Source organism: Bradyrhizobium sp. 179 (genome assembly GCF_023073535.1).
In the GTDB taxonomy this organism is placed as follows: Bacteria; Pseudomonadota; Alphaproteobacteria; order Rhizobiales; family Xanthobacteraceae; genus Bradyrhizobium.
This window is the reverse complement of the sequence record NZ_JADPJR010000069.1, coordinates 95,056-120,235: the sequence shown is the minus strand read 5'-3', so window position 1 is coordinate 120,235 and position 25,180 is coordinate 95,056. Positions and strand designations below refer to the sequence as shown.

The window sequence follows — 25,180 nt, the reverse complement described above, 5'->3', positions numbered from 1 at the left end:
GCAAAACAAACAAGAGCGGTTCGGGTGAGGACATGACGGATATTTCGCCGGCAGAGGAGAAGGCTAAAGTTCACGAGGAGAAGGAAGCCGACCACCATCCCTATTTTCGTCCGAGGGATGCAGCGACACTGATCCTGGTCGATCGCAGCGGGCCTATTCCCAAAGTGCTGGTCGGCAAGCGCCACGACAAGGTGGTGTTCATGCCCGGAAAGTTCGTCTTCCCCGGCGGCCGTGTCGACAAGGCCGATTATCGCGTGCCCTGCGCCGCCCCCATTACCGCAGAGCTCGAAGCCAATCTCGCCAAGGGCAGCCCGAAGACCCCTCCCTCGCGCGCCAAATCGCTCGCCATTGCCGCGATTCGCGAAGCCTGCGAGGAGACCGGTCTCTGCCTCGGCCGCAAGGCCGAAGGCAAGGTGCCCAAGCTCGAGGGCCCCTGGAAGCCATTCGCGGATGCCGGCCTGCTGCCTGATCCCTCCGGCCTTTTCCTGATCGCCCGTGCCATCACGCCGCCCGGCCGCGTCAAGCGCTTCGACACCCGCTTCTTCACCGCGGATGCTTCCGCGATCACCCACCGCGTCGAGGGCGTGATCCATGCCGATGCCGAGCTGGTCGAGCTGGTCTGGGTCGAGCTCGGCTCAAAACCGCTCGCAGACCTGCATCCGATGACGCGCAACGTGCTCAACGAGCTCGACACCCGCCTTGCCACCGGCCCGCTCCGCCACGATGCACCGGTGCCGTTCTTCCATTTCTACGGCGGCAAGATGCAGAAGGATGTTTTGAGCTAGGCTCCGCGGCGCTACGGATCATCCGTTATCCGGCACGCGGCTCCCTCCTCCGTCATTCCGGGGCGCGCGAAGCGCGAACCCGGAATCCATTCATCCACCGTCTCCGCAGTTCAATGGATTCCGGGTTCGCGCCCTGAGGCGCACCCCGGAATGACGTGCTGAGAGAGCCGCAAAAAACAAAAAATTCTTCCCGCCTCCCCCAATGGCGGAGTTCCCGCCCGCACCTATGTCTTTTCGAACGACAATGAAGAAGGACACCGGGCGATGGCACAACGGCAACTCAAGCTTGGCGCGTTCATGCGCCCGATCAGCATCCACACCGGCGCCTGGCGCTATCCCGGCGCCTGGCCTGACGCCAATTTCAATTTCGGCCACATCAAGACGCTGATCCGCAAGCTCGAGGCCGGCAAGTTCGACGCTTTCTTCATGGCCGATCACCTCGCCGTCTTGAACATGCCGATCAACGCGCTCAAGCGCAGCCACACCGTGACCTCGTTCGAGCCGTTCACGCTGCTGTCGGCGCTCTCGGCCGTCACCGAGCGCATCGGCCTGATCGCGACCGGATCGACCACGTTCGATGAGCCCTATCACGTCGCGCGCCGTTTCGCCTCGCTCGATCACATCAGCGGCGGGCGTGCGGGGTGGAATATCGTCACCACCTCGAATCCGGACGCGGCGCTCAACTTCGGCCGCGACGATCACATGGAGCACGCCGAACGCTACAAGCGCGCCCGCGAGTTCTACGACGTCGTCACCGGGCTCTGGGACTCCTTCGCCGACGATGCGTTCGTGCGCGACGTCGAGAGCGGCCTGTTCTTCGATCCCGCCAAGATGCACACGCTCGACCACCACGGCAAATATCTGAAAGTGCGCGGTCCCCTCAATATCGCCCGCCCCGTGCAGGGCTGGCCGGTGATCGTGCAGGCTGGCGCCTCCGAAGACGGCAGGCAGCTCGCGGCAGAGACGGCCGAGGCTGTGTTCACCGGCGGCGGCAGCCTCGCCGACGGGCAAAAGCTCTATGCCGACATCAAGAGCCGCATGGCGAAGGTCGGCCGCGATCCCGAGCACCTGAAGATCCTTCCCGGCGCCTTCGTCGTGGTCGGCGACAGCGTCGATGAGGCGAAGGAGAAGCGCGCTTTGCTCGACAGCCGCGTGCACTACGACAGCGCCATCGCCTCGCTCTCGGTCATCCTCGGCACCGACGCCTCCGGCTTCGATCCGGACGGCCCCCTCCCCGATATTCCCGAGACCAACGCCAGCAAGAGCGGTCGCCAGCGCATGGTCGATCTTGCCGCGCGCGAAAAGCTCACCGTGCGCCAGCTCGCCCAGCGCGTCGGCGGCTATGGCGGCCTGTCGTTCGTCGGCACCGCCAAGACCATCGCCGACCAGATGGAGGAATGGCTGGTCGGGCGCGGCTCCGACGGCTTCAACATCATGTTCCCGTTCCTGCCCGCCGGCCTCGACGATTTCGTCGACAAGGTGGTGCCGGAGCTGCAGCGCCGCGGGATTTTCCGCAAAGAGTATGAAGGGGTCACTTTGAGGGAGAATCTGGGCCTGCCGCGGCCGAAAAACCGTTTCTTCGAGGCCTGATCGGGCCGATTTGGGTGGTTTCTGCCCCCTAAAACCTTGACATCAGGCGGTTTCTGGCTAGGTTGCCGGCCAACGCGGGCCGTTTGGCCGGCTCCAGATTTCCTTCATTCTGAGGTTTGAATATGGCCAAAGCGGTCACCATCAAGGTCAAGCTCGTGTCCTCGGCCGACACGGGCTTCTACTACGTCGCCAAAAAGAATTCGCGCACCATGACCGACAAGCTGGTCAAGAAGAAGTATGACCCGGTCGCGCGCAAGCACGTCGAATTCCGCGAAGCCAAGATCAAGTAAGTCGCCGCAGCGTTGCAAAGCTTTGCGGGGTCCCTTCAGGGCCCCGTTTTTATTTTGGCTCTCGCTCTCGGCGCGCTGCAGCGCCTGAGCAAGCCACACAGCGATCCAGGGCCATGGCCCGGCTCTGCAGCACACCGTCGAGGTGCGCTGCGCTGCCTCCGGGGCTGAGCTAATCTGGGCGTGCGGACTTGCAAAACGCCAACACCGCCAGCTCCGGCGGTTTGCCGACCAGCCGCGAGAGCTGCCTCGCAGTTCAGGCCAGCCTTGCTTCAAATCTCCTCCTCAGTCCATTCGAACATTCTGCTGAAGTCACCAGTGTCACATCCCCTTACCCGCACGGAACTCCGAGGAACATAGGCCGTTTTCCCACCTGTTTCGAACCGGGAGACGTGAGCGTGAACCGCCGGCAAGTTCTTCGCGCATCGGCTGCGTTCTCAGTTGCCAATATGCTACTGCGTGCGGGGAAGGCTGAGACGGGCCCCGCCCAGCCGTTCAGCCCGTCCTACGTGCGCGAACTTGCCCGCGCGCTTGCCGCGAAATCATTCACGCCTGCCGACGAGAAGCTGCCGGATGCGCTGAAGAATCTCAACTATGACCAATACCGATCAATTCGCTTCGCGCCTGAGAAGGCGTTGTGGCGTGATGAGAAGCTACCGTTCGAAGTGCAATTTTTTCACCGCGGCTTTTTCTACAAGAACCGGGTCGACATTTTCCAGGTGGTGAACAGGAGCGTCATACCGATCCCGTATCGGCGTGACGACTTCTCGTTCGGAGAGGGTCTCGGACAATGGCCGGATGTCAACATCGGGTTTAGTGGATTCCGCATTCACGCTCCGATCAACAGGCCGGATTACTACGATGAAGTTTGTGTGTTCCTGGGCGCCAGTTACTTCCGAGCAGTCGCTAAAGGACTGACGTATGGCCTGTCCGCGCGCGGACTAGCGATCGATACCGGCGAGAGCAAGGGCGAAGAATTCCCGGTGTTCAAGGCTTTCTGGCTGGAGAAGCCGGTGCCAAATGCCTCGTCCATCGTGGTGCACGCGCTGCTGGACAGCAAGAGCGCGGCCGCAAGCTACCGATTCACGATCCGGCCCGGCCAAAGCACGGTTTTCGACGTCGAGATGGTTCTCTATCCCCGGGTGGACATCGAGCATGCCGGGCTCGCGCCTATGACCAGCATGTACTTCTTCGGGCCGAACGATCGCAAAGATTTTGACGATTTCCGCCCCGCGGTTCACGACTCGGATGGACTTGCGATCTTCAACGGCAGAGGTGAGCAACTCTGGCGTCCCCTCAACAATCCGCACGATCTGCAGGTCAGCAGCTTTGCCGATGTCAATCCGGGGGGCTTCGGGCTGATGCAGCGGGAGAGGAACTTCTTCGCCTATCAGGATCTCGAATCCAACTTCGAAAGGCGCCCAAGCCTATGGTTCGAACCGATCGGAGATTGGGGCGAAGGAGCGGTGAAATTATTCGAGATACCCACCAAGGAGGAGATTCACGACAACATCGCAGCGCTCTGGCAACCCAAGCAGCCGCTGACCGCCAAAAGCGAACACATCTTCACCTATCGGCTGCACTGGGGTCCGGACGCTCCCAAACCGGAGGCCCTCGCACGGTTCACGCGAACGGCGATCGGAAGCCGGGGAGATGATAGCAAACTGTTCGTGCTGGAACTGATGGGGGACCGACTCAAAGGCATCGATGCCAAGACTATCAAAGGTGTGGTGACCGCTGCACAAGCCGAAATCAGCAACATCGTCACGCAACCTAATCCCATGACAGGCGGATGGCGTCTGAGCTTCCAATGCTTGGTCAAGAAGCAAGCCGCCATCGAATTACGAGCTTTCTTGGCGCAAAACGAAGCGCCAGTCTCCGAAGTGTGGACCTATCGATGGACGCCCTGAGGCCGTCGCCGAAGCCCTCGCCGGACGCACCTGGCAGCACATTCCTGCCGCCAGAAAGCCCGCTGCCGATGCTGCCGTGCCGGCTGGATCGCGCGGCTGAAGCTAACCCGTCGCCGGTGCATTCGGGCACCGCCTTGACGCTCCGCCGCCTCTTTATTTTTGCCGGGACTGGGGTGCTGACGCTTGCAGGCGGCTACGGCATGTATGACGTGGTGAAGGTTGGCGGTGTAACCTTCCTCGAGGCGATGCTGCTCGGCTTCTTCCTTGTGCTGCTCGCATGGGTCGCCTTCTCCTTCATGTCCGCGTTCGCTGGATTCCTCGTGCTGCTCACGCGCACCCGGTCTTGTCTGCCGATCGATACGACGGGCCCACTGCCTCGTGTAACCTCCCGCACAGCCATGCTGCTACCCACGTACAATGAGGACCCGCATCATCTCATGGCGCGACTACGCGCCATGTATGAATCAGTTCAAGCTACCGGATGTGGGGACCAGTTCGACTGGTTCTTACTGAGCGATACGAGCGACCCCGACATCTGGATTCGTGAAGAGATGACGTTCATTGGGCTGCGCCGCGCCTGCTGCGCCGCGCGGCTGTACTACCGGCATCGCTCCAACAACATCGCGCGGAAATCCGGCAACATCGCCGATTGGGTCATGAGGTTTGGGTCGGTCTATGATCACATGATCGTTCTCGACGCGGACAGCCTCGTGGAGGGCGACACAATAGTTCGCCTTGTCCACGCGATGGAGTCCCATCCCGCTGCTGCGCTGATCCAGACGCAGCCGGTCATCGTCAACGCGCGCACAATTTTCAGCAGGCTGCAGCAATTCTCGGGGCGTGTTTACGGCCCCATCATTGCAGCCGGCAATGCCTGGTGGCACGGTGGCGACAGCAATTACTGGGGCCACAACGCCATCATCCGGGTGCGGGCGTTCGCTGCGGAGGCCAGCCTGCCGGAGCTGAGCGGTCGTAAGCCTTTCGGGGGTCACATCCTAAGCCATGATTTTGTCGAGGCCGCGTTGATGCGCCGCGCGGGCTGGGCAATCTATCTGGCGCCGGCGCTTGGCGGCAGCTTCGAAGAAGTCCCGCCGTCACTGCTGGACTTTGCGGCAAGAGATCGTCGCTGGTGCCAGGGTAACCTTCAGCATCTCGCAGTCTTGCCCGCGCGCGGGCTACACTGGGTCTCGCGTTTGCATTTGCTTACGGGGATCGGCTCCTATGTCACCGCGCCGCTGTGGTTTCTATTCCTGGTACTCGGCCTGCTGATTGCACTGCAGGCGCATTTCATCCGACCGGAGTATTTTCCCAAAGGCTTCAGTTTGTTTCCGACCTGGCCGCAACAGGACCCGGTGCTTGCCGCCCGGGTCTTTGCAGCGACAATGGGACTTCTGATCCTGCCGAAGCTGCTCGCCTATCTGGTGCTGATCGGCAATCGAAACGAGCGGATCGGATTCGCAGGGAGTCCTCGCGTACTGGCCGGAGTCGTTTGCGAGACGTTTCTTGCGGCTTTGATCGCTCCTTGCATGATGATCCTCCAGACCAAGGCCGTGTTTGAAATTCTAGCTGGCCGGGACGCCGGCTGGCAGGTGCAACGCCGAAGCGATGGCGAGCTGGCGCGCGGCGAAATCTATCGCAAGCTCGCCGGCCCCACGCTCTGCGGACTGGCCCTGTCGCTCAGTGCCTACGCGGTCTCTCTGCCGCTGCTGCTTTGGATGTCGCCTGTCGTGCTGGGTCTTCTGCTTTCAATCCCGTTGGGACTCATGACGTCTGCACGACTGAAGACGCCTGGACTTTTCGCCACGCCGGAAACCAACAACCCGCCCGCTGTGGTGCTCCGTGCAAACGAACTCGCCGCATCTGAGCCCACCGCGATGGCCGGGGCACTACACCAGCTCAGCCGGGATCCGGAACTGCTGGCCGAGCATTTGGGATCACTGTCGCTTGTCAAGCCGCGCAAATTTGGCGCCGTCGAGGTGCCATTGGCGACGGCAACCATCAAGCTCGAGGAATGCCAAACCTTCGAGGATGCAGCAGCATGGCTCGACAAATCGGAATTGCGTGCCGTTCTTGGCCATCCCACGCTGCTCCAGAGAGTCCTCGAGATGCCTCGCGCAGGTAGGAATGAAGCTGCTTGAAGAGCTCAAACTGGGCCGCTGAGCGATTCTCCGTGGGCGCTGCGTCTTTCGATGACCTCGTCATGAACGCACCCATGACCGACAAGCCGGCCAAGAATTTCCAATCCGGTCGCGTGCAAGCACGTGGAATTCTGCGAAGATTAGGTAAGCTCGCGGCAAGCACGGCTGAGTCAGCCTTGGCCAAAAGAGAAAACGCGGGCATCCGCCGCAAGTGTCGCAAACGAACGCAGCTCAGGTCACATGCTGACCGGAAATCATCACGATCGCTCGCAAAAATTTAATTATTAAATCCGTAAGACCAACTCAGTTAGATATAGATCACCATTTAATAATGAGCCATAATTTTGCCAATTGTGCCGGACGCACGCACAAGGACCTCGGAAGAGACGGCTCCAGCATGCCTGCTGGATGCAGGAGCCGTTTCTTCGAGTGCTTTAGCAGGTTGCAGAGCAGGTGAAGGGATCGAGATCGACCTCTGTCGCTCAGCTGACGGCAGCTAATTACGCTTGATTCAAACCATTGCATTCAAACGATTGCAGGTCTGCTTCGGCAAGCCAGGATTTGGCGCGCTTTACGCCCGAGGTCTCGCGACGCGCGTTGGGCGGGGTGAGAGAGCTGCCAAGCATTCTATATATTGTCTAACCGCATTTGATTTTTGTTGCGACCAATTTAAAGTAGATGTATTTAATAATAATTAACTGCGATTAAGCGCGGATTCTGCATTCCGGAGGGAGCATTCAAGAAGTGTGACGGACGGGGGCCGCAGAGTGACTGCGCGCCATGTTCACCAAGAGAGCGCGCTAGCGGCGAATCCGCAAAAGCTCCGACGTCGTCCAGCAAGGAGGCCAAAATGGGCTTAAAGGAATCCTTGGTTCTAGCAAGCGCACTGCTCGTCTGTTTACCGGCTACTCATGCGCCAGCAGCTGCTGTCGCTGCCCCCTCGTACACCTTCGCAGCGAACCCTGACACCCAGCGCGGAATTCAGTTGGCAGCTTTGATTGCGCCCCTCGGTCAAGCGAGGAAGCACGCAGACGCCACTGAGCTGGTGGGCGGCCATCGCGGCAGGTGGAATCAAGGAGGCGGCGGTTGGCATGCAGGGATGCACGGCGCTGGCGGCGGCGGAGGCGGCAAGCGTAGAATGATGGGCTACGGCTTCGACAATACGTTGGGGCGCGGCGGAGGCGGCGGCTGGCATGCCGGGATGCACGGAGCTGGCGGCGGAGCCGGGCGCCGCTAGACTGCAAATCCCTTACACCGAGTACGGCGCGCCCCCCAACGTCGGCGCGAGATGCGGGGTGGGCCGTTGTCGCCTGGAATGACGGGTGCCGGGGGCGCTGCCGGCCGCGGCACAATTGTCTCTTCGCGGGAATTCCATTCTGCGCAGGAGAATTTCAAATGCGATCTTACAGCGCAATCGAAGGTCTCTCAGTCGCTCTGCTTCTGCCGACCTCTCGCAAGCTGATCTTGAGCTGCGTCCTGCTAGGGTCGGCATCGTCTGCCACCGCCCTCACCATGGAAGCGGCTATCGGGAGCTGTCGGATAAAGGTCGGCCGCCCGATTGTTCAGGCTTGCATGCAAGCCGGCGGCGATTTCGGCGGCTGCCGAGCCAGGGCGACCCCACCGGTCCGCGCCTGTGTAGTGGCGGCTCTGAAAGCTGCCAACGGGCGTGCGAATGTCGCGGTTGAGATTCCAGCCGAGGTGGCACCCAAACTCGCGCCGGGAGCCTCGCTTCCCTCCGGCTTCATTGCGCCTCCCCGCACGATTTCGGACATCACTGCGATCCTCGACAGTGAAAAGCCCGATCTGAAGGTCATTGAGAGGCTGAGGTCGGCGGCGGACGCATCTCCAACGGGCAAGGAATCGCCGGAGAAGCTGGCGCAATTCTATTTCGATCGTGGCAATGCACGGGCGCAATTAGGACGGCTGGACCAATCGATTGCGGATGCGAACAAGGCTGTTGAAGCAGGACGGGCGGCTTCCGACCCAAGCATGATGGGCCGCCTGATGCAGTTTGCGGGGCAGCAGTATCTCGCAGCCGGCGAACCCAGAAAAGCGCTTGATATCTACCAGCGCCAACTCCGTGACATCGCGAATGCGGCTGGAGGCAAGGGCTATCAATTCAACGCAAATCGGCAGGTTGCCGGCATCCTGATCCAGATGGGCGACATCGCACAGGCGGAAGCCTATCTGCGGCGAAGTTTGAGTGCGATCCAGGAGGCGAGGACGAGCGGTCATCCTGCATGGCGAGCTGCCTATGCCAGATTTGGTCAGTCCTGGGAAGCTGAGGTGGAATTTACTCGCGCCATGATTTTTGAGGCCCGAGGGCAATTCAGCGAGGCCGAAGCTTCTTATCGCACGACAGAGCAGCGCAAGCGCGCCAGCATCAAGGAGATTCTAGCCTCTCCCAACCCGCCATCGGCATCAACGCTGCTGTGGTCGATCGATACCACCGTGCTGAACCTGGCTCGAACGGAGGCGCGCCAGGGAAAGCTGGCGGAAGCGGAAATCGACGCCCGCCGCGCGCTACTTTCCCGCTTGAAGGATGTCGGCAAGTACAACCCGGCTACGCCGCGCTTCATTGTGGGTCTCGCCGGAATGCTCGTTGAGCAAGGCCGCTATCAAGAGGCTACGCAACTGGTGCGGGCCGCGTTGGAAGTCAATGAAGCCTTGGGACTTGCGGAGGACTCACAGCCAACGGTCCAGTTCCTCGCGCAACTCGCGGGAATCCTGACGCTCCAGCGCAAGGGCGTGGAGGCAAATGAGATCTATACACGGATCGACAAGGCCATCGTCAATTGGGAGCCGCAGCGCCGCCAGGTGTTCGAGCTCAATCCTTCGCGTATCCTTTCGCTTTATGCGTCCGGCCAGGTCGACGCGGGCATCAGCGCCGCCGAGCAGTTGCTGAAGAAGCAGATCAGCCGTGTCGGCGAAAGCCATTTTGACGTGGCGTCAGCGCGTGGCACGCTGGCGGTCGGACTGATGCGCGCCCATCGCGATGCGGAGGCGATCCGCGAATTCAGGGCCGCGATCCCCGTCATGATGGCGAACACACGCGAGAACGCCGATGAGGAAAACACGACTGTGACGGCTGCTCGCATCCAGAGGCTGCAAATGACCGTCGAGAGCTATTTTGCTCTGCTCGCTCGCGCGCCGCGAACGGCGGACGAAGTTGGCGAGGAGACATTCAGCCTTGCCGATGCGATCAGGGCTCGCTCGGTCCAGCAGGCCCTGGCGGCGTCCAGCGCCCGCGCGGCCGCAAAAGACTCAGTCCTCGCTGAGCTTGTGCGCAGGGAGCAGGACCTCACCAAGCAGGTCAATGCCCAGCTCGGGCTCCTGAACAATGTGCTCGCAATCCCGACGTCGGAGCGCGATGAAAAAGGCATGCAGCAGATCCAGGCGGCGATTGCGACGTTGCGCGTCGAGCGCGACAAGGCCCGGCTGGAGATCAAGCAGAAGTTCCCGGCCTATGCTGATCTCGTCTCACCCAGGCCACCGACCGTGGCGGAGATTCGGTCGACGCTTGCTGAAGGTGAAGCCGTACTGTCCTTCTACTTCGGTCAAAATGGCAGTTTTGTCTGGGCCGTTCCGAAATCGGGCCCCTCGCCTTTGCCGCGGTGAAAGCCGGCATTGGCGATATTGAAAGGAAGATCCGCAAGCTGCGCGAGGCGCTTGAGCCGCAGGCAGCGATGATTTCCGACATCCCGCCGTTCGACCTGAAGCTTGCTTATGAACTCTACGAGCTTCTGCTCAAGCCTGTGGAGAGCGGCTGGAAGCCCGCCAAGAATCTGATTGTCATCACCAACGGTGCGCTCGGCCTGCTGCCGTTGTCACTGTTGCCGACCGCGCCAGCCGAAATTGCACCTGATGACGATCCTTTGTTTGTGGGATACCGACACGTGGCGTGGCTGGCCCGCACTCACGCCGTCTCGGCTGTTCCGTCTGCAGCAGCCTTGCGCACGCTGCGCCAATTGCCACCCGGCAAGGCAGGTCGGAGCGAGTTGGTGGCGTTCGGCGACCCGTATTTCAACAGGGATCAGCTTGCGGAGGCAGCAGCCGGGCAGGACAAAGTTCAGGTGGCTGATGCTGCTACAGCGGGTCTCACCCGCGGCGTGCCGCTGAAGCGACGCAACAGCCCGGACCTCGATGGCGTCGACAGTGCGGAGTTGGCTCTGCTCCCTCGCCTGCCAGATACCGCTGAGGAGCTGAAGTCGATCGCGCTGGCGCTGCAGGCTGATCCATCGAAGGCGCTGTTTCTGGGCAAGGATGCGGCCGAAAGCGTGGTCAAGAAGTTGAATCTGTCCGGATTCAAGATCCTGGCCTTCGCGACACACGGACTTGTTCCGGGGGAGCTCAATGGTCTGACTCAGCCCGCACTCGCGCTCTCGTCCCCGGCGGTTACCGGCGAGGCCGGTGATGGGCTGCTGACTATGGAAGAGATCCTGGGTCTCAAGCTCGATGCAGATTGGGTTATCTTGTCCGCCTGCAATACCGGTGCCGGCGCAGGAGCCGGCGCAGAAGCCGCCTCGGGGCTCGGTCGCGCCTTCTTCTATGCTGGGACCCGTGCTCTGCTCGTCACGAACTGGTCGGTACATTCGCAATCCGCACGGCAGCTGATCACCGACCTGTTCAAGCGCCAGGCTGACGATCCAACGCTCGGGCGTAGCGAAGCTCTGCGCCAGGCCATGATGGCTCTGGTGGATGGGCCCGGTTATCTCGGCAGCGAAGGCAAAGCGGAATTCGCCTATGCGCATCCGCTGTTTTGGGCCCCGTACACGATCATTGGCGACGGTGGCGTGCGGCAATCGGGTACTGAAGGGAAGGACTGAGCGGCCAGGCAACACAAGGCAGGTCATGAGCAAGATGTGGGTAGGCGCTTTCGCGGTCGGCCTTCTGATCCCGGTGACCCACGCGATGCAACTCATCGTACCCCGAATGTCGATCTCACTCCGCGGGCCAAGCCCTTCATCCGACGTGACGGCATCAATATCCTAGATGCCGAACTGCCGGCGGGCGAATACATACTGAGAGTGGACGTGAAGGACACCGACGGTCGGTCGGCCAGCACGATCTTCACCCTAAAGGTGGAGCCGTAGTATGCCAATGAGCTGTTTCTATTGCCGATCTGAAAATGCTGAGGGAGCGCTTCTTTGCGCAGCCTGTGCGCGCGACATCGGCGCACAGTCTCGTCACGATCGTCTTCAACATCTCGCCACTCCCACTGCGGCTCGCTTCCGTTGCGATCCCGCTGCTGTTTGGCTTTGCCGCCTATCGCGTCCACAAGGTGTCAGCGAATGGCGCCTTTGTATTGGCGTTCTGCACGACCGCTTTGAGCGTGCAAGCGATGCTCACCGTGACAGGTATTCACGACAAAGTTCCGATCCTTCGAGGGCCTTGGATCGAGTGGCGCGAGGTGATCGAGTATGGCGCAAGTATCCTGCTCGCCTTCGTGTCGGGCAACATTCTCGCGGTCCTGATCTTCCAGGTATTGCCGCGGGTGCTGGCGCAAGGAGGCAAGCCCAACGCGTTTGCGTTTCATGTTGCACGGCTTCTCGGTCAACACGTCGGCGAGGAGCAGCTACGGCTTCGGGCGCGCCTCATCCAGGACCTGATGCACACGGCAGGCCCGCTGGCCGGTGTCGCGATTACTGCCATTGGATCCATCTATGCGGGGCTGAAGGGGATCTTACATAAGGACTTGTTGCTCTGGACTACGCCGCCCTCAACACCGGCGGCTGCGACGGCCGGATCAGCGCGAACGCGACCTGCACCATGCCGCCGGCGAGGCCGAGCGCGACGCCGATGCGTCAAGCCATGGTGTAGGAGCCGAGCGCGTCGCAAGCGACCGGGGTTCTGTGGCGGTGCAATACGATGCGAAGGGCCAGGTGTGGACGGCTCCGGGTCGGCAAGAAGAAGCTGCACTTTGCAGCGGTGGTCGGAGCAGCCATGTGTTCGGCCGCCCTGTGAGGAACGTTGGACGGCGCGTCAGCATTGAGAGGCGTCGGCATTCCAGCCGACTCTCAAGGAGGAGATTCGTCCATGAGGAAGATTCTTATGTCAACGGCGATCAGCGCCGCATTGTTAGCTGTCGGTACATTCGCAAACGCACAAGGAACTTCGACGGCTGGGTCGAGCGGTCATGATACCAAGCAATGCTGGGACGTAGCCAATAAGGTCGTTCGCGACATGAGTGGCACCACTGCAACTGGACCATCTGGAAACACCACGGTCGGTTCAACAACCTCGCCCGGCGCAAGCACTGGCTCTCCTTCCACACCTTCTTCCGCGACCAGCGCCAACGCCAATGCCTCAGCGCGCCCACCTGGAATACCGGACTGCTAGCCTTCCGCTCACGGCGAGTAGACCGTCGCTCGGGTTGTGGCGAGCCCGCCGCCCGCTTTACGGGGGTCTTGCCCATATCGAAAATTGACGCCACCGAGCCGCGCCGCTCATGAACAGGTGGCGGCCGGCTTGGATCCGGAATCTTGGCTCCTGCAGAGCGGCGGATCGCTCTTCGCGGGATGCCGCTTTCTGCGTAGCTCTAGGCGACATCCAGACGACGCAGCTATTCGAACGAAAACGTTTATCAAAAGGTAAGCCGGTCTGTCATTTTGCGGCAGGCGCATTTCCGACATTGCACTCCGCGTGATCCGGCGTACTCTATGATCGCAAGCAGAAGTGCAACGACAACCCAACGACGTAGACTTGTAGCTTCTTTGGCGATTTCCGCCGGAGAGACCGAAGCTTGCTGGGAACGCGCGATTAGGGACGAAATCGATAAGGCACTGAGCTGCAAATGCAACCTCACGGTCAGCTCTTGAAAAATGCAGGTCAATAAACAAAAGCGGGAGGACGTATACATGAAGAGGCGGTGGCGCAAATCTGGTTTACCTCTTGTTGCCATTGGCGCGACACTGATTGTGTCGTCAGCATTGGCTCAATCCGTGGATACAGCTCGGATCGAGGCCGCTGGTCAGAATGATTGGCTGACCTATCACGGCTCGTACAAATCCTATCACTACAGCCCGCTGGCGCAGATCAACGCAAGCAACGTCGGCAATCTGGGTGTTGCCTGGATCCATATTCCCGGACGCTCGACGCGCGGCCTGCAATCAATGCCGCTCGCGGCCGACGGCGTGCTTTATTACACGGGCTCCTACAGCCGGGTTTTTGCGCTTAACGGCGCGACCGGCGAGGTGATCTGGTCCTATTTCCCTGAGCTCGACGAGGCGCTGATCGCGCGCCAGACCCATTCCCCCTACAATCGCGGCTTGGCGCTCGGCGAAGGCAAGGCCTTTGTCGGCACGATGGACGGCCGTCTGATCGCACTCGATATGAAGTCAGGGAAGGTTCTCTGGGATACCAAGCTGATCGATTCGCAAAAACTTACAGTCGGTTTCACCGGTGCGCCGCTTTACGCCAAGGGTACCGTGATCATCGGCTCGCAAGGCGGAGAGTGGCCGGGCCGCGGTCCGATATTTGCTGTCGATGCCGCCACCGGCAAAAAGAAGTGGGAGTTCCTGACGGTCGCCGGCACCGATGAAGCGATGAAGTCCTGGGGAAACGATTCCTGGCGCACGGGTGGAGGTGGCGGCTGGATGCCGGGCACCTACGATTCCGAGACCAACACGATTCTGTGGGGCACCGCCAACCCGGCGCCGCTCTACGATTGGTCGGGCGCCGACTACAAGACGCAAGGCGCGCGGCCCGGCGACAATCTCTACACGACGTCGGTGATCGGTCTCGATCTCGATACCGGCAAGCTGAAGTTCTACCATCAGGAGCTGCCGCATGATGCCTGGGATTTCGACAGCGCCGTCGGCGAGTTCTTGATGCTCGATCGTGACGGTCAGAAGCTCGTCGTCCATCCGAACAAGAGCGGTTTCATCTTCGTCTATGACCGCAATCTCGCCGTGAAGAACGTTTGGCGGCTCGTAGAGAACATCAATTTCGTCAAGGATATCGACCCCAAGACCGGCGCGCTGATCGGCCGGCGCGACTTCTCCGCCGGGAAAGTGACCGAACCGCCGCTGTGTCCATTTATCGGAGGTGGCATCAGCTGGAATTCCGGCTCGTACAGTCCCAAGACCGGGCTCTATTATAAAATCGGCCAGGAATGGTGCATGACGCTCGATATCCAGAAGACGACGCCTGTCACCACGCCACAGGTCCAGCTCAACATCGGCGCCGATTTCAAGATGGCGCCTCCTCCGGGCGGTGAGATCTATGGTCACCTCGATGCGCGCGATCCCGTCACCGGGGCGAAGAAATGGGAGGTTCGCTATCCCGAGCCGCCGCTTGGGAGTGTGCTCTCGACCGCGGGCAATCTCGTGTTCGTGCCTGACTCCCGCGGCACACTTCATGCTTACGATGCCGAAACCGGGGGTGAACTGTGGACTCACTCCGACGGCACCGGCCATCAAGGCGGCATCATCAGCTACTCCGCCGGAGGCAAGCAATATATCGCCGTGGTCGCCGGCTTTGGCGGCATGTTGTCCGACGAATATGCGCCAAATTTCGGCGGCGTTTACAAGAGCATGCCGCGCGACGACGGTGCGCTCATCGTCTACAGCCTGAAATAGGCTATCGCAAATTGATCTGCCGGGGAGCGGGCGCAAGCTTGCTCCCCGGACGTTGAACTCGCCGGACGTGTTTCAGGACATGGAGCTGGATGCCTTGAAATCGCAATCGAACAAGATCACCGCGCTGCGATCGGCGGCGTTGGGCGCTTCGTTGTTGTGTGTCGCCGGGTTGGTTCAAGCGCAGCCCGCTACCCCCGCGCCAGAGAACGGAACGTTCGATGTCGAGCAATTGTTCGCGGGGACCTGCGGCTTTTGCCACTCCGATGGCGGACGGGCTGCTGGCAAGGGCCCGCAACTGATGAATTCGCCGCGCGACGACGAATTTCTGCACAACCGCATCAAGCACGGCAAGCCGGGCGCGATGCCGGCATTTGACGGCGCCCTCACCGACGCGCAGATCGACCAGATCGTCAAATATATCCGCGCCCTGAAGCCGCGCGAGGGCTGAGCCGCTGGGGCCCCATCTACGCGGGGACGCGAATGAAGACGATTCTTCTGCTCATCATCGGCGCCGTCATCGGAATATCGGGGCCGGCACAAGCGCGGACCCTGGATGCGATCCGTTCGTCCGGCGTGCTCGGGCTCTGCGCCCATCCCAACTCGCTTCCCTTCGCGAGCAAAACCGGTGATCCTCCCGGTTTTCAGATCGAATTGGGTCAGGCGCTCGCGCGCGAACTCGGCGTCTCGCTGAGGCTAGATTGGATCATCACCCAGTACCAGATGCGTAGCGCCGGCTGCGACATTCTCCTGGATGTCATCGCTGACCGCGACGCGCAAGGCGAAACCCGCTTGAGGATTTCAAAGCCTTACTATCGCACTGGCGTCGCGCTGGTCGTGCCGTCATCCAGCCCACTCACCTCGTTCAAGAGCCTCAACGAGCATACCAAGGTGGGGGTGCAGGTCGGATCCGTCGCAGCCATGATCATCGGTCAACGGCACGTACCCACGTCGACCTTTGGCTTCGAGAGCGACAGCCTCGACGCCCTGTCAAACCATGAGATTGACGCCGCTGCGGTCACGCCCACCTCGGCGAGCTATTTCAATCTGACGCACCCGGACAAAGCATTTCGCATCCTGGATCGCGACGAGACCGTGGCCGATCTCAACTGGAATGTCGCCGTTGGCATGGTTCGGCCGGATGATGCACTGCGCGAAGCCATCAACGGAGCGCTTGAACGGCTGCGAAACGACGGCACGATTGGTCGGATATACGGTCGTTACGGGGTCGTACTGCAAATGCCGAAGTAGCTGCGCGACAGTCTCGGCAACCTGGCAATCAATGGTGGGGCATCGAGAGGCAGTGGGATTGTGGTCCGCCCGTCGACAACTTTCTCCGTGGGTTCCCCGCGCGCGGTCCTCAGCAGACGCGATATTCTCGCCGGTATCGCGGGAGGTGCCGCGATAGGGATCGCGCCGGTATCCGGTCGAGAGTTGTCGAAAATTGGTCTCCAGCTCTATACGGTCCGCGACCTGCTGAAAGCCGACTTTGAGGGCACCCTGCGGAAGGTTGCCCGTCTCGGCTATCGCGAGGTGGAGTTTGCCGGCATTCTCGGCCCCAATGTGCGGCGCACCCGGAAACTTTTGCTGGGCCTGGGTCTCACTGCGCCGTCGCTGCATATCGACTACGGCAGCCTGCGAGACAATACCGGATCATCGTTCGACATCGCTCATTTGCTTGGCAGCCGGTTTGTCGTGTGTCCATGGCTGGACCAGTTGGAACGGCAGACAATCGATGATTGGAAGCGGATTTGTGACAGATTGAATAGGATCGGTGAATTGGCGGCGCGTTCCGGGCTGACACTTGCCTATCATAATCACGATTTTGAGTTCGCGAACCTCGCAGGTGACATCCAGCCTTACGACCTTCTGCTCAGCCGTACGGATGAGCGCTTTGTCAAGTTCGAGCTCGATGTTTACTGGGCAACAAAAGGAAACCTCGATTCCGTGAGAGTCTTGAAGACACATCCATCTCGATTTCGCTTGGTGCATCTCAAGGATATAGCGAGGGACGGATCGACCACCGAATTAGGCAACGGCACGATCGAATTCGCAAAAATACTCGACGTGTCGTTTCGGTGCGGCGTGCAGCATTTTTTCGTCGAGCAAGACGTTTCGGCCGATCCGTTGCAAAGTATAAAGACGAGCATCGCCTTCCTTCGGCACACGCGTATTTCGCCGCGAACGCCCCGATCGTTTCGTGACGCCAATTGAGGAACCGCAATGAGCGAACGCACTTCCGAGTTGCCACATGCGCCAACAGCTCCGGCACAGCGCCTGGCCCGGCAGGCAACAGGTAAAGGCGGGCGATACCAGCCGCAGACAATGCACCCTGAGATTGACTCGAATTACCCTGCTGATATGTCCAATCAAATTAGAAGCCTCACTGCCGTGGGGCTATAAGCCATAAGGGAGACTGCAATGCTCCGCCTCGTCGCTAAGTTCGCCGCAGCGTCGTGTCTTTTGCTCGAGGTTTCCAGCGCCCACGCAGAAGACGTAAAGCGCGTCACTGCCAATGGGACTGAACTTGCCTACGTGGAAGTTGGTCAAGGCGAACCGGTTATATTTGTTCACGGCGGCCTTCAAGATTACCGAATGTGGCTGCAGCATCTTCCAAAGTTCGCCGATCGCTATCGCGCCATTGCCTACAGCCGCCGTAACCACTTCCCAAATGAGGCAAGTCCTGAGGGCATGCCGGATGGCGCTGCGGATGCGCACGGCGAGGATCTTGCCGCGTTTGTGCGGGCTCTAGGCTTGTCGAAGGTCAGGGTCGTTGCGCATTCGTCTGGCGCGCATGCGGCGCTTTTCTTTGCCGCCGTGCATCCGGAAAAGGTGGTCAGCCTGACGCTCAACGAACCGCCCGCGACGGGCATCCTGGCCGGCGTTCCCGGGGTCGGCGACATGTTGAAAGAGTGGGGCAATGCCCAGGCACCGGAGGGAGGCAGTCAAGGCAGGCGACGTGAAAACCGGCATACCGCTGTTCGTGAATGCCGTCGGCGGACCGGGCGCCTATGAACGTCGATCCATTGCCGACCAGAAGATGAACTTCGATAACGTGGCGTCCTTTCAAGCCGACGCCACAACAAAACACCCGAGGCCGGCGTTCACGTGCGAAATGGCCAAGTCGATCAGTGCGCCAACGCTTCTGTCCAATGGCGAGCGAAGTCCCAAATTCTTCTATCGAATTGTCGACCAGCTAGAGACCTGCCTACCAAACCGCGAGAGGATCATCATTGCCGGAAGTTCGCACACCGTGCCTGCAGAAGCGCCTGACGCATACGACCAGGCTGTCCTTACGTTTATCGGCAAACATTAACGCCGTAAGTCCGGTTCGGGTCAAAAGCGGTGGTGGACGCGCGCGAGCACCAGCGCGCCGCTCTGCTCCTGATTGCGGGACTTTCGGTTTCCCCGACTGCGGACTTGAAGCGCTCCTAATCCAGTGATGTCGCCAGTGACCGTCAATGACAGCCAGTCCTCGCGCCGCAGGGTCACCCGATCGTTCGGACGTCCCGGCCGTCGTCACTAAGCCGGCTGTGGCCGTCATCGAATTGATGGCGGCCTTTGGGCGTGAGATCGAGCCACATGAAGGCACCCATCAAATTTTCAATGCCACGGGAATATGCCGAGTACGTGTGGAAGATCTCGCCAGCCTCGTTTTTGGCAAATATGCTGGCGCCCATCATGTCTTCGCTGCTCTTGAGCGGGATCGTGTCGTAATTGAACTTGGCTGTGCCAGCGGCCAGGTCCTCCTTTTTGAATGACACCCCGAAATCAAAGTTGAAGCCGCTGCCATAGGATGACACCCACGGAAAGGTCCAGCCCAAAGCGCGTTTCACTTGCTCGATTCGCTCGATTGGCGCGCGTGAAATCACAGCAAATGACAGGTCGGCATCATGGAAGTGCTTGCGCGCGGCGTCGAAATGATCGGCGACGAACGAGCATCCTTTGCAAACGTGATCGGAGCCCGGGGTCAGCATGAAGTGATAGACGGCGAGTTGGCCGCGACCATTGAACAGATCGGCAAGCGTGTACTTGCCATCCGGTCCCTGGAAGACGTAGGGCTTCTCGATTTTTACCCACGGCAAATGGCGTCGCTTTTCTCTAAGTTCGTCGAGCTTGTGCGTCATCTCCTTCTCTTCGACGAACAATGCCCTACGTGCGGAAAGCCATTCCTCACGCGAGACGACCTTGGGTGGAGAGAGGGTGCCTGCTGCCATAGTCAAGACTCCTCTGATTGTGGTTCTAAAACGTAGGTCCTCGCCGATCGGTTCCTTGCTTGCCTCGCCATTGCGCCGCGGGAATTATAAAGAGGCCACCAACTGAGGCGAGCTCAATTCAAGTGACGGCGATACTTCTTGATGATCTCGCGAAGGTCAGGACGGAAGAAGCGCGATGCGCGGTCGGTCCAATACCTTTTCCACCCACCCGCCACGCTATATGGCCCGGTCGGAGCAAAGAGATTTCCCGTCGTCGGTGACTCATGATCACCCTCGAATTGGAGCGCGGGTGCGGCGCGCGCAACGATGCGTTCGACCAGCATGGGTGCGAGCTTAAGCGCGACGCTCACCATATAAGCTGACGCTCCAACGATGACCTCGCGGCGTGGCCGCTCAGAGAGGCTCACGATAGTCTGCGCCACGCGCTCGGCCGCTATCACCGGCAAGATCGAACGCGCCCGCCGTCCGAAAACGTTCCCGAGTTTGTTGTAGATGGGCGTGTCCACCGCCCAGGGCATGACCAAGCAGATGTGGATGCCGGGCACGTGCTCGAACTCCTGCCGTAGGCAGGCGGTGAAGCCCCGAACGGCGAACTTGGTGGCGACGTAAGGACTGGCTAGAGGTTCGCCCATCATGCCCAAGAGCGAACTGGTGTTGATGAGAATACCGCGATCACCTTGCGTCCGGAACTGTGACAGTGCCACGCGGGAGCCGTTGACACATCCCAGGAAATTCGTCTCAACCACGCGTCTAAAGGCGTCGGGCGGCAGATCTTCGAATCGGCCGACCAGAAGAACGGCCGCGCAGCTCACCCAGATATCGATCCTGCCGTAAGCCGCAATCGCCGTGTCGCGGATGCGCTCAACGGCGGCGTGATCTGTCAGATCCGCAGGGCATGCAACCGCTTCCGCACCGCGCTCCTGGCACGCGCGAACCACCACCTCTAATGCCGTGGCCTCTCGACCCACAAGCACGACGCGCGCCTTTCGTGCGGCGAAGGCAAGCGCTGTCGCGCGGCCGATGCCGCTGGATGCCCCTGTGATAACCACCGCGGGTGCATTGGGCCAACCGATCATGGCCCGCTACGCGCGGATAATTGGCCGTGAAGCTGCCGATGCTTGTGCTGGCGCTTCGGGATGCATCCCGATCCGGTGGTGGTAGACCAGATCACCGCCCTTCCAGCCCGTAAACAGCAGCATTCCGACCACGACAGCGGATAGCAAAATGCCCCACGGCAGCACTGCGTCCGCTATGCCGTAACGAGACCGCATCCACAGACTAACAACTGCCAGTAGGACAGCGATGAGGTTGCCGATCATATGCTGCCATGCGTCACTGAGCGCTCGAATCTGTGCGTTTCCAAGAAAGTCGGCCAAGCCGGCGATGGCCGCTAAGAGTGCGGTGACGATTGCGGCTGTAAGCGTCCAGAACCCTGCCTCCGCCCAAAAGGCGTTGCTGGTTGCCCAGAAGACGAGGTCGCATGCAAAGGTAGCCACCAGCAAAGCGATTGGAAATGGAATCAGCATTGGATGGATCGGATGACTACCGAGCTTGGCGGTCGTCGCGATCCCAGTGAAATCGGTTTGAGCCATGGTCAGTCTCGCGCTTGTTGAACGTATCGAGGTAACGCGACACGCAATATGCTCGTTCCTGTAGGTATGGAACCGCAAGGAAGCGCGCCCATGTGTGCGCGTCCAACGCCAGTCCGGCGCTTGAGGCCCCAAGAACGGACAACACCCTTACCCGCCGAGGTCTGCGAGAGGATGAGACGACGATGGAAATCAGTCTTTCCGGGCGCATGCGAACCCCTGGTGACCAAGGCCATGATGGCCCGGAGCACTGGAGTCCAAGCAGAGGCCGGATCCATTGATGCAAGACCGCAACTACCGGATGGTCGAAATGGTCTTGCACCGCACGGTCGGACCGTACAGGGGTCGCAACCGGCCGATCACGACCAAGCAACGTGACATCCGGTTCATCCTGCGAAGCTGACGCTGACGGCTACACACCCCACCTACGCCGCCTTCAACACCGGCGGCTGCGACGGCCGGATCAGCGCGAATGCGACCTGCACGATGCCGCCGGCGAGGCCGAGCGCGACGCCGATGCGCCAGGCCATCGTGTATGAGCCGAGCGCGTCGTAGAGCACCCCTCCTCCGTAGGCGCCGAGGAAGCTGCCGATCTGGTGGCTCATGAAGGCGAGGCCCTGGATCATGGCCTGCCAGCGCAGGCCGAACATCTCGGCGACGGCGCCCGCAACCAGCGGACCGACGCCCATCCAGAGAAAGCCCATGATCGCGCCGAACAGCAGCGTCGAGAACGGCGTTGCCGGCAGCATGAAATACCAGGCGAGCGCCAGCGAGCGCAGGATGTAGATCGCGCCCAGCAGCGCCAGCTTGTTCCAGCGTTGGCCGGCCCAGCCGAAGAACAGCGAGCCCAGCACGTTGAAGCCGCCGATCATGCCGAGCGTCTGTGCGCTCAGCATCGGGTCGAGACCGCAGATCGCCAGATACGACGGCAGATGCGTGGTGAGAAACACCAGCTGCATGCCGCAGACGAGATAGGCGCAGGTCATCACCACGAAGGACGCGTTGCCGAACGCGGTCCTCGCCGCGATCGCGGCGGTGGCATCATCGATTTCGTCCGCCGTCGGCTTCGGCAGCGGGATCTGGTCGACGCGCCCGGCATACCACGCCGCCGGTATCATCAGCACCGACATGATGACGAAGCCGGCAAGGCCAATGCGCCAGCCAAAGCCCTCGTTGAGCATCTGCCCGATCGGCGCCGACAACAGCGCGCCGAGCGAGCCCGCACCGGAGACGATGCCGAGCACAGTCGAGCGCACGGTTTCGGGCACAGCACGCGCCGCGACCGACATCGCGATCGCCGCTGCGGTGCAGGCCAGCGAAGTCCCGATCAGGACGCCGCCGCCGATCATCACGCTGACGAGCCCATTGGCCGTCGCCATCAGAGCGAGGCCCACGATGTACATCAGCGCGCCCACGATCATGATGGGACGGAAGCCGTGCCGCACCGTCATCGCGCCGGCCAGCGGCTGAAGAAAGCCCCAGGCGAGGTTTTGCACAGCCAGCGCCAACGTGAAATCCGACACCGAGATGTGGATGTCATGCGTCAGCGGTTGCAGGAAGATGCCGAGCGACTGGCGCAGCCCCATGCTCAGGGTCAGCATGATCGAGGCGCCGATCAGGATGGGCAAGGTCGGACGCAGGATCTGCAACAGGGGCATTTTCTTCTCCCTTTTGGGCACGGCGCAAACGCCCTCGCCTGCCTTTGCCGTTGATTTTGATTACACAGACCTGTGTACTTAGGCTATGAAAGGCCGGTGCTGTCAAGCGAACAGGACGCGCGCTACCGCATGGCTCCCCCGCCCGCCCCACAGACGATGAAAGAGCGGATCCTCGAGACCGCCGACAAGCTGTTCTACCTGCAAGGCATTCGCGCCATCGGCGTCGACACCATTGCAGCCGAGATCGGCATCTCCAAGCGCACGCTCTACAACCACTTCCCCTCCAAGGACGCGCTGATCGCGGCTTACCTCGAGCGCCGCTTCGTAAGCGCCCGCCCCTCCGACAAGCCGCCGGCCGAGCAGATCCTTGCCACCTTCGATTCGCTGGAGCGACGCTTCGCGGCCAAGGATTTTCGCGGCTGCCCGTTCGTGAATGCGGTGGCCGAGCTCGGGCCACAGGACCGCGCCGTGAAGAAGATCGCGGTCGCCTTTAAGGAGAGCCGCCGCGTCTGGTTTCGCGATCGCCTGAACGAGCTCGGCGTTGCGGACGCGGAGGCGCTGGCAACCCAGCTCGTGCTGCTGGTCGACGGCTCCATCGCACAGGACCTCGTGCGCGACGATCCCGCGATGGCGAGGGCGGCGAAGGAAGCGGCAAAAGTGCTGCTGCGGAATGCAGGGGTGCATGTCGGTGGCGATGCGGAGAAACCATTGAAGGGGAGCAAGCGCGCGCCAGACTAGCTGCTGTCGCCTATCGCTCGCCGTCATCACCCCGCGAAAGCGGGTGATCCGTATTCCAGAGACAGTGAGGCTAGGACCGAAAAGCCGCGGGCGTACTGGATTGCCCGCTGGAGCCTGTCATCGGGCTCGCCGACGCAAGACCCGTTGGCAGGGAATGACAGCGGAGTTTGTAGGATGTTCCTGTTTTGCCCGACGTGTCAAACGGACTTGCTGTCGGCGTCAGCCGCTTTGCTACCCGCGCAAATCATTGATCCGACTAGCGCCGGCTACTGTGCATGGGTTGTTTTCGCAATTATTGTGTCGCAGTAGCCTTTACGCCGCCTGCGACACCACGCGGTTGCGGCCGTCGTGCTTGGCGCGGTAGAGCGCGGTATCGGCGCGCTTGAGGACGTCGGCGACCGCCTCGCCCTTCTGCTCCAGCGTAGTCAGGCCAATCGAAATCGTGACCTCGATGCGCTTCGTCCCTTTGTGGATCGCGAAGGGCTCGCCCGCGATCGAGCGGCGCAGGCGCTCGGCGACCATGCCGGCGACGTGGAGATCGGTCTCGGGCATCACGATGACGAATTCCTCGCCGCCATAGCGGCAGGCAAGGTCGATGCCGCGGATCGACTTGCGCACCCGCACTGCGAATTCGCGCAGCACGTCGTCGCCGGCGTCGTGGCCGTAATTGTCGTTGATCGACTTGAAATAGTCGATGTCGAGGATCATCAGCGCCAGCGGCTTACCACGGGTCGCGGCCTGCTCGGCGAGCGTGGCGAGATGGCTCTCCATGTAGCGGCGGTTGTGCAGGCCGGTGAGCGCGTCGGTAATCGCCATCTCGATCGAGTTCTGCACGTTGTCGCGCAAGTGATCGGTGTAGCGGCGGCGGCGGATCTGGGTGCGGGCCCGCGCCAAAAGTTCGGTCTTGTCGATCGGACGCAGCAGATAGTCGTTGACGCCGATCTCGAGGCCTCGGAGCAGCCGCGTCGAGTTCTCGGGGTCGGCGATCGCCAGGATCGGAACGTGGCGCGTGCGCTCCAGCGAGCGCGCCTGGCTGCAGAGCCGCAGGCCATCGAAATTGTTGAGATCGAGCGAGACGATCAAGAGGTCGTAATTGCCCTCCGCGGCGTGGAACAGCGCCTCCGTCGGGTTCGACTCGACGTCGATGGTGTGCTCGGCGGCGAGGATCGTCGCCAGCCGCTCGTAGGAGGATTCGCGGTCGTCGACCAGGAGGATGCGGCCGCCCCTGCCGGTGTCGGCCACGGCGCTGCGCTCCGGCGCCTGCATGCCGATCTCGAGCGAGGTGATGGCGCGCATGCGCAGCTCGTCCGTCATCATTTTCAGCCGCGTCAGCGAGCGCACCCGCGCGATCAGCACGACGTCGGAGACGGGCTTGGTGAGGAAATCATCGGCGCCGGCTTCGAGCCCCCGGTTACGGTCGGAGGGGCTGTCGAGCGCGGTGACCATCACGACAGGAATGTGGTGGGTGGCCGGATCGGTCTTCAGACGGCGGCAAACTTCGAAACCGTCCATATCGGGCATCATCACGTCGAGCAGGATGATATCGCATTCGGCGCGCCGGCTGATCGCAAGCGCCTCGGTGCCGTTCGCCGCGGTCATCACGTCGAAATATTCGGCGGACAGACGAGCTTCGAGGAGCTTCACGTTGGCGGGAACGTCATCGACAACCAGGATACGCGCGGACACTTTGAA

Annotated in this window: 20 protein-coding genes; 14 read left to right on the top strand and 6 right to left on the bottom strand. The window is 61.1% G+C overall.

Annotated elements, in window-relative coordinates:
* Nucleotides 1–32: 32 nt before the first annotated feature.
* The 7 genes from IVB12_RS17245 to IVB12_RS17215 all read left to right on the top strand — a co-directional run bounded on the left by IVB12_RS17245 (nt 33) and on the right by IVB12_RS17215 (nt 11,536).
* On the top strand, nt 33–785 hold the full coding sequence (locus tag IVB12_RS17245; protein WP_247300772.1) for an NUDIX domain-containing protein: 753 nt from the start codon (nt 33–35) through the stop codon (nt 783–785).
* 264 nt (nt 786–1,049) lie between these two features.
* Nucleotides 1,050–2,375 carry an LLM class flavin-dependent oxidoreductase gene (locus IVB12_RS17240; protein WP_247300771.1) on the top strand — a complete coding sequence of 442 codons (1,326 nt, stop codon included), beginning with the start codon at nt 1,050–1,052 and terminating at the stop codon, nt 2,373–2,375.
* A 122-nt stretch (nt 2,376–2,497) separates the two neighbouring features.
* Complete coding sequence (rpmG, locus tag IVB12_RS17235; RefSeq protein WP_007603295.1) at nt 2,498–2,665, top strand: 50S ribosomal protein L33; 168 nt, start codon at nt 2,498–2,500, stop codon at nt 2,663–2,665.
* Between the two features lie 446 nt (nt 2,666–3,111).
* Entirely contained in the window at nt 3,112–4,572 is a 1,461-nt protein-coding gene (locus IVB12_RS17230; RefSeq protein ID WP_247300800.1) for a glucan biosynthesis protein G, read from the top strand.
* Nucleotides 4,560–6,710 (top strand): glucans biosynthesis glucosyltransferase MdoH, encoded by a 2,151-nt coding sequence (gene mdoH, locus IVB12_RS17225; RefSeq protein ID WP_247300770.1) that lies wholly within the window; start codon nt 4,560–4,562, stop codon nt 6,708–6,710. The genes IVB12_RS17230 and mdoH overlap by 13 nt, the downstream gene beginning before the upstream one ends.
* A gap of 1,638 nt (nt 6,711–8,348) precedes the next feature.
* Nucleotides 8,349–10,328, top strand: coding sequence for a tetratricopeptide repeat protein (locus tag IVB12_RS17220; protein ID WP_247300769.1), 1,980 nt, complete (start codon nt 8,349–8,351; stop codon nt 10,326–10,328).
* Nucleotides 10,325–11,536 carry a CHAT domain-containing protein gene (locus tag IVB12_RS17215; RefSeq protein ID WP_247300768.1) on the top strand — a complete coding sequence of 404 codons (1,212 nt, stop codon included), beginning with the start codon at nt 10,325–10,327 and terminating at the stop codon, nt 11,534–11,536. The genes IVB12_RS17220 and IVB12_RS17215 overlap by 4 nt, the downstream gene beginning before the upstream one ends.
* A 458-nt stretch (nt 11,537–11,994) precedes the next feature.
* On the opposite strand, the gene IVB12_RS17210 is transcribed toward IVB12_RS17215, so the two are convergent.
* On the bottom strand, nt 11,995–12,246 hold the full coding sequence (locus IVB12_RS17210) for a hypothetical protein (RefSeq protein ID WP_247300767.1): 252 nt from the start codon (nt 12,244–12,246) through the stop codon (nt 11,995–11,997).
* Between the two features lie 1,321 nt (nt 12,247–13,567).
* Here IVB12_RS17210 and IVB12_RS17205 point away from each other — a divergent pair.
* The 6 genes from IVB12_RS17205 (at nt 13,568) to IVB12_RS17180 (ending at nt 18,602) form a co-directional block, all read left to right on the top strand.
* Nucleotides 13,568–15,289 carry a PQQ-binding-like beta-propeller repeat protein gene (locus tag IVB12_RS17205; protein ID WP_247300766.1) on the top strand — a complete coding sequence of 574 codons (1,722 nt, stop codon included), beginning with the start codon at nt 13,568–13,570 and terminating at the stop codon, nt 15,287–15,289.
* A 79-nt stretch (nt 15,290–15,368) separates the two neighbouring features.
* A complete protein-coding gene (locus IVB12_RS17200) occupies nt 15,369–15,737 on the top strand; it encodes a cytochrome c (RefSeq protein ID WP_247300765.1) in 369 nt (122 codons plus the stop codon).
* Between the two features lie 32 nt (nt 15,738–15,769).
* The gene (locus IVB12_RS17195) at nt 15,770–16,537 is read left to right on the top strand and encodes a transporter substrate-binding domain-containing protein (protein WP_247300764.1); all 768 of its coding nucleotides are present in this window, start codon (nt 15,770–15,772) and stop codon (nt 16,535–16,537) included.
* An 87-nt stretch (nt 16,538–16,624) separates the two neighbouring features.
* Nucleotides 16,625–17,500 (top strand): sugar phosphate isomerase/epimerase, encoded by an 876-nt coding sequence (locus IVB12_RS17190; protein WP_247300763.1) that lies wholly within the window; start codon nt 16,625–16,627, stop codon nt 17,498–17,500.
* A 207-nt stretch (nt 17,501–17,707) separates the two neighbouring features.
* Nucleotides 17,708–18,301 carry an alpha/beta hydrolase gene (locus tag IVB12_RS17185; protein ID WP_247300762.1) on the top strand — a complete coding sequence of 198 codons (594 nt, stop codon included), beginning with the start codon at nt 17,708–17,710 and terminating at the stop codon, nt 18,299–18,301.
* Nucleotides 18,246–18,602: an alpha/beta hydrolase gene (locus IVB12_RS17180; protein WP_247300761.1), complete on the top strand. Its 357-nt coding sequence runs from the start codon at nt 18,246–18,248 to the stop codon at nt 18,600–18,602. Before IVB12_RS17185 ends, IVB12_RS17180 begins: the two co-directional genes overlap by 56 nt.
* A gap of 172 nt (nt 18,603–18,774) precedes the next feature.
* Here IVB12_RS17180 and IVB12_RS17175 read toward each other — a convergent pair whose 3' ends face one another.
* From IVB12_RS17175 to IVB12_RS17160, 4 genes are all read right to left on the bottom strand, one after another.
* Nucleotides 18,775–19,503, bottom strand: a complete 729-nt coding sequence (locus tag IVB12_RS17175; protein WP_247300760.1) for a thioredoxin family protein — start codon at nt 19,501–19,503, stop codon at nt 18,775–18,777.
* Nucleotides 19,504–19,616: 113 nt separating this feature from the next.
* Complete coding sequence (locus IVB12_RS17170) at nt 19,617–20,579, bottom strand: SDR family oxidoreductase (protein ID WP_247300759.1); 963 nt, start codon at nt 20,577–20,579, stop codon at nt 19,617–19,619.
* 6 nt (nt 20,580–20,585) lie between these two features.
* The gene (locus IVB12_RS17165) at nt 20,586–21,095 is read right to left on the bottom strand and encodes a DUF2231 domain-containing protein (protein WP_247300758.1); all 510 of its coding nucleotides are present in this window, start codon (nt 21,093–21,095) and stop codon (nt 20,586–20,588) included.
* A gap of 422 nt (nt 21,096–21,517) precedes the next feature.
* Entirely contained in the window at nt 21,518–22,750 is a 1,233-nt protein-coding gene (locus tag IVB12_RS17160) for an MFS transporter (protein WP_247300757.1), read from the bottom strand.
* A gap of 129 nt (nt 22,751–22,879) precedes the next feature.
* On the opposite strand from IVB12_RS17160, the gene IVB12_RS17155 reads away from it, so the two are divergent.
* Nucleotides 22,880–23,488 (top strand): TetR/AcrR family transcriptional regulator, encoded by a 609-nt coding sequence (locus tag IVB12_RS17155; RefSeq protein WP_249817336.1) that lies wholly within the window; start codon nt 22,880–22,882, stop codon nt 23,486–23,488.
* Between the two features lie 312 nt (nt 23,489–23,800).
* Here IVB12_RS17155 and IVB12_RS17150 read toward each other — a convergent pair whose 3' ends face one another.
* Nucleotides 23,801–25,174 (bottom strand): PleD family two-component system response regulator, encoded by a 1,374-nt coding sequence (locus tag IVB12_RS17150; protein WP_247300755.1) that lies wholly within the window; start codon nt 25,172–25,174, stop codon nt 23,801–23,803.
* Between the last annotated feature and the right edge of the window lie 6 nt (nt 25,175–25,180).

Excerpts from the sequence above, each read along its gene's own strand:
- IVB12_RS17245 (WP_247300772.1), top strand. The coding sequence starts at position 33 with ATGACGGATATTTCGCCGGCAGAGGAGAAGGCTAAAGTTCACGAGGAG.
- IVB12_RS17240 (WP_247300771.1), top strand. The coding sequence starts at position 1,050 with ATGGCACAACGGCAACTCAAGCTTGGCGCGTTCATGCGCCCGATCAGC.
- rpmG (WP_007603295.1), top strand. The coding sequence starts at position 2,498 with ATGGCCAAAGCGGTCACCATCAAGGTCAAGCTCGTGTCCTCGGCCGAC.
- IVB12_RS17230 (WP_247300800.1), top strand. The coding sequence starts at position 3,112 with ATGCTACTGCGTGCGGGGAAGGCTGAGACGGGCCCCGCCCAGCCGTTC.
- mdoH (WP_247300770.1), top strand. The coding sequence starts at position 4,560 with ATGGACGCCCTGAGGCCGTCGCCGAAGCCCTCGCCGGACGCACCTGGC.
- IVB12_RS17210 (WP_247300767.1), bottom strand. The coding sequence starts at position 12,246 with ATGAAACGCAAACGCGTTGGGCTTGCCTCCTTGCGCCAGCACCCGCGG.
- IVB12_RS17205 (WP_247300766.1), top strand. The coding sequence starts at position 13,568 with ATGAAGAGGCGGTGGCGCAAATCTGGTTTACCTCTTGTTGCCATTGGC.
- IVB12_RS17200 (WP_247300765.1), top strand. The coding sequence starts at position 15,369 with ATGGAGCTGGATGCCTTGAAATCGCAATCGAACAAGATCACCGCGCTG.
- IVB12_RS17195 (WP_247300764.1), top strand. The coding sequence starts at position 15,770 with ATGAAGACGATTCTTCTGCTCATCATCGGCGCCGTCATCGGAATATCG.
- IVB12_RS17185 (WP_247300762.1), top strand. The coding sequence starts at position 17,708 with ATGCTCCGCCTCGTCGCTAAGTTCGCCGCAGCGTCGTGTCTTTTGCTC.
- IVB12_RS17175 (WP_247300760.1), bottom strand. The coding sequence starts at position 19,503 with ATGGCAGCAGGCACCCTCTCTCCACCCAAGGTCGTCTCGCGTGAGGAA.
- IVB12_RS17170 (WP_247300759.1), bottom strand. The coding sequence starts at position 20,579 with ATGATCGGTTGGCCCAATGCACCCGCGGTGGTTATCACAGGGGCATCC.
- IVB12_RS17165 (WP_247300758.1), bottom strand. The coding sequence starts at position 21,095 with ATGGCTCAAACCGATTTCACTGGGATCGCGACGACCGCCAAGCTCGGT.
- IVB12_RS17160 (WP_247300757.1), bottom strand. The coding sequence starts at position 22,750 with ATGCCCCTGTTGCAGATCCTGCGTCCGACCTTGCCCATCCTGATCGGC.
- IVB12_RS17155 (WP_249817336.1), top strand. The coding sequence starts at position 22,880 with ATGGCTCCCCCGCCCGCCCCACAGACGATGAAAGAGCGGATCCTCGAG.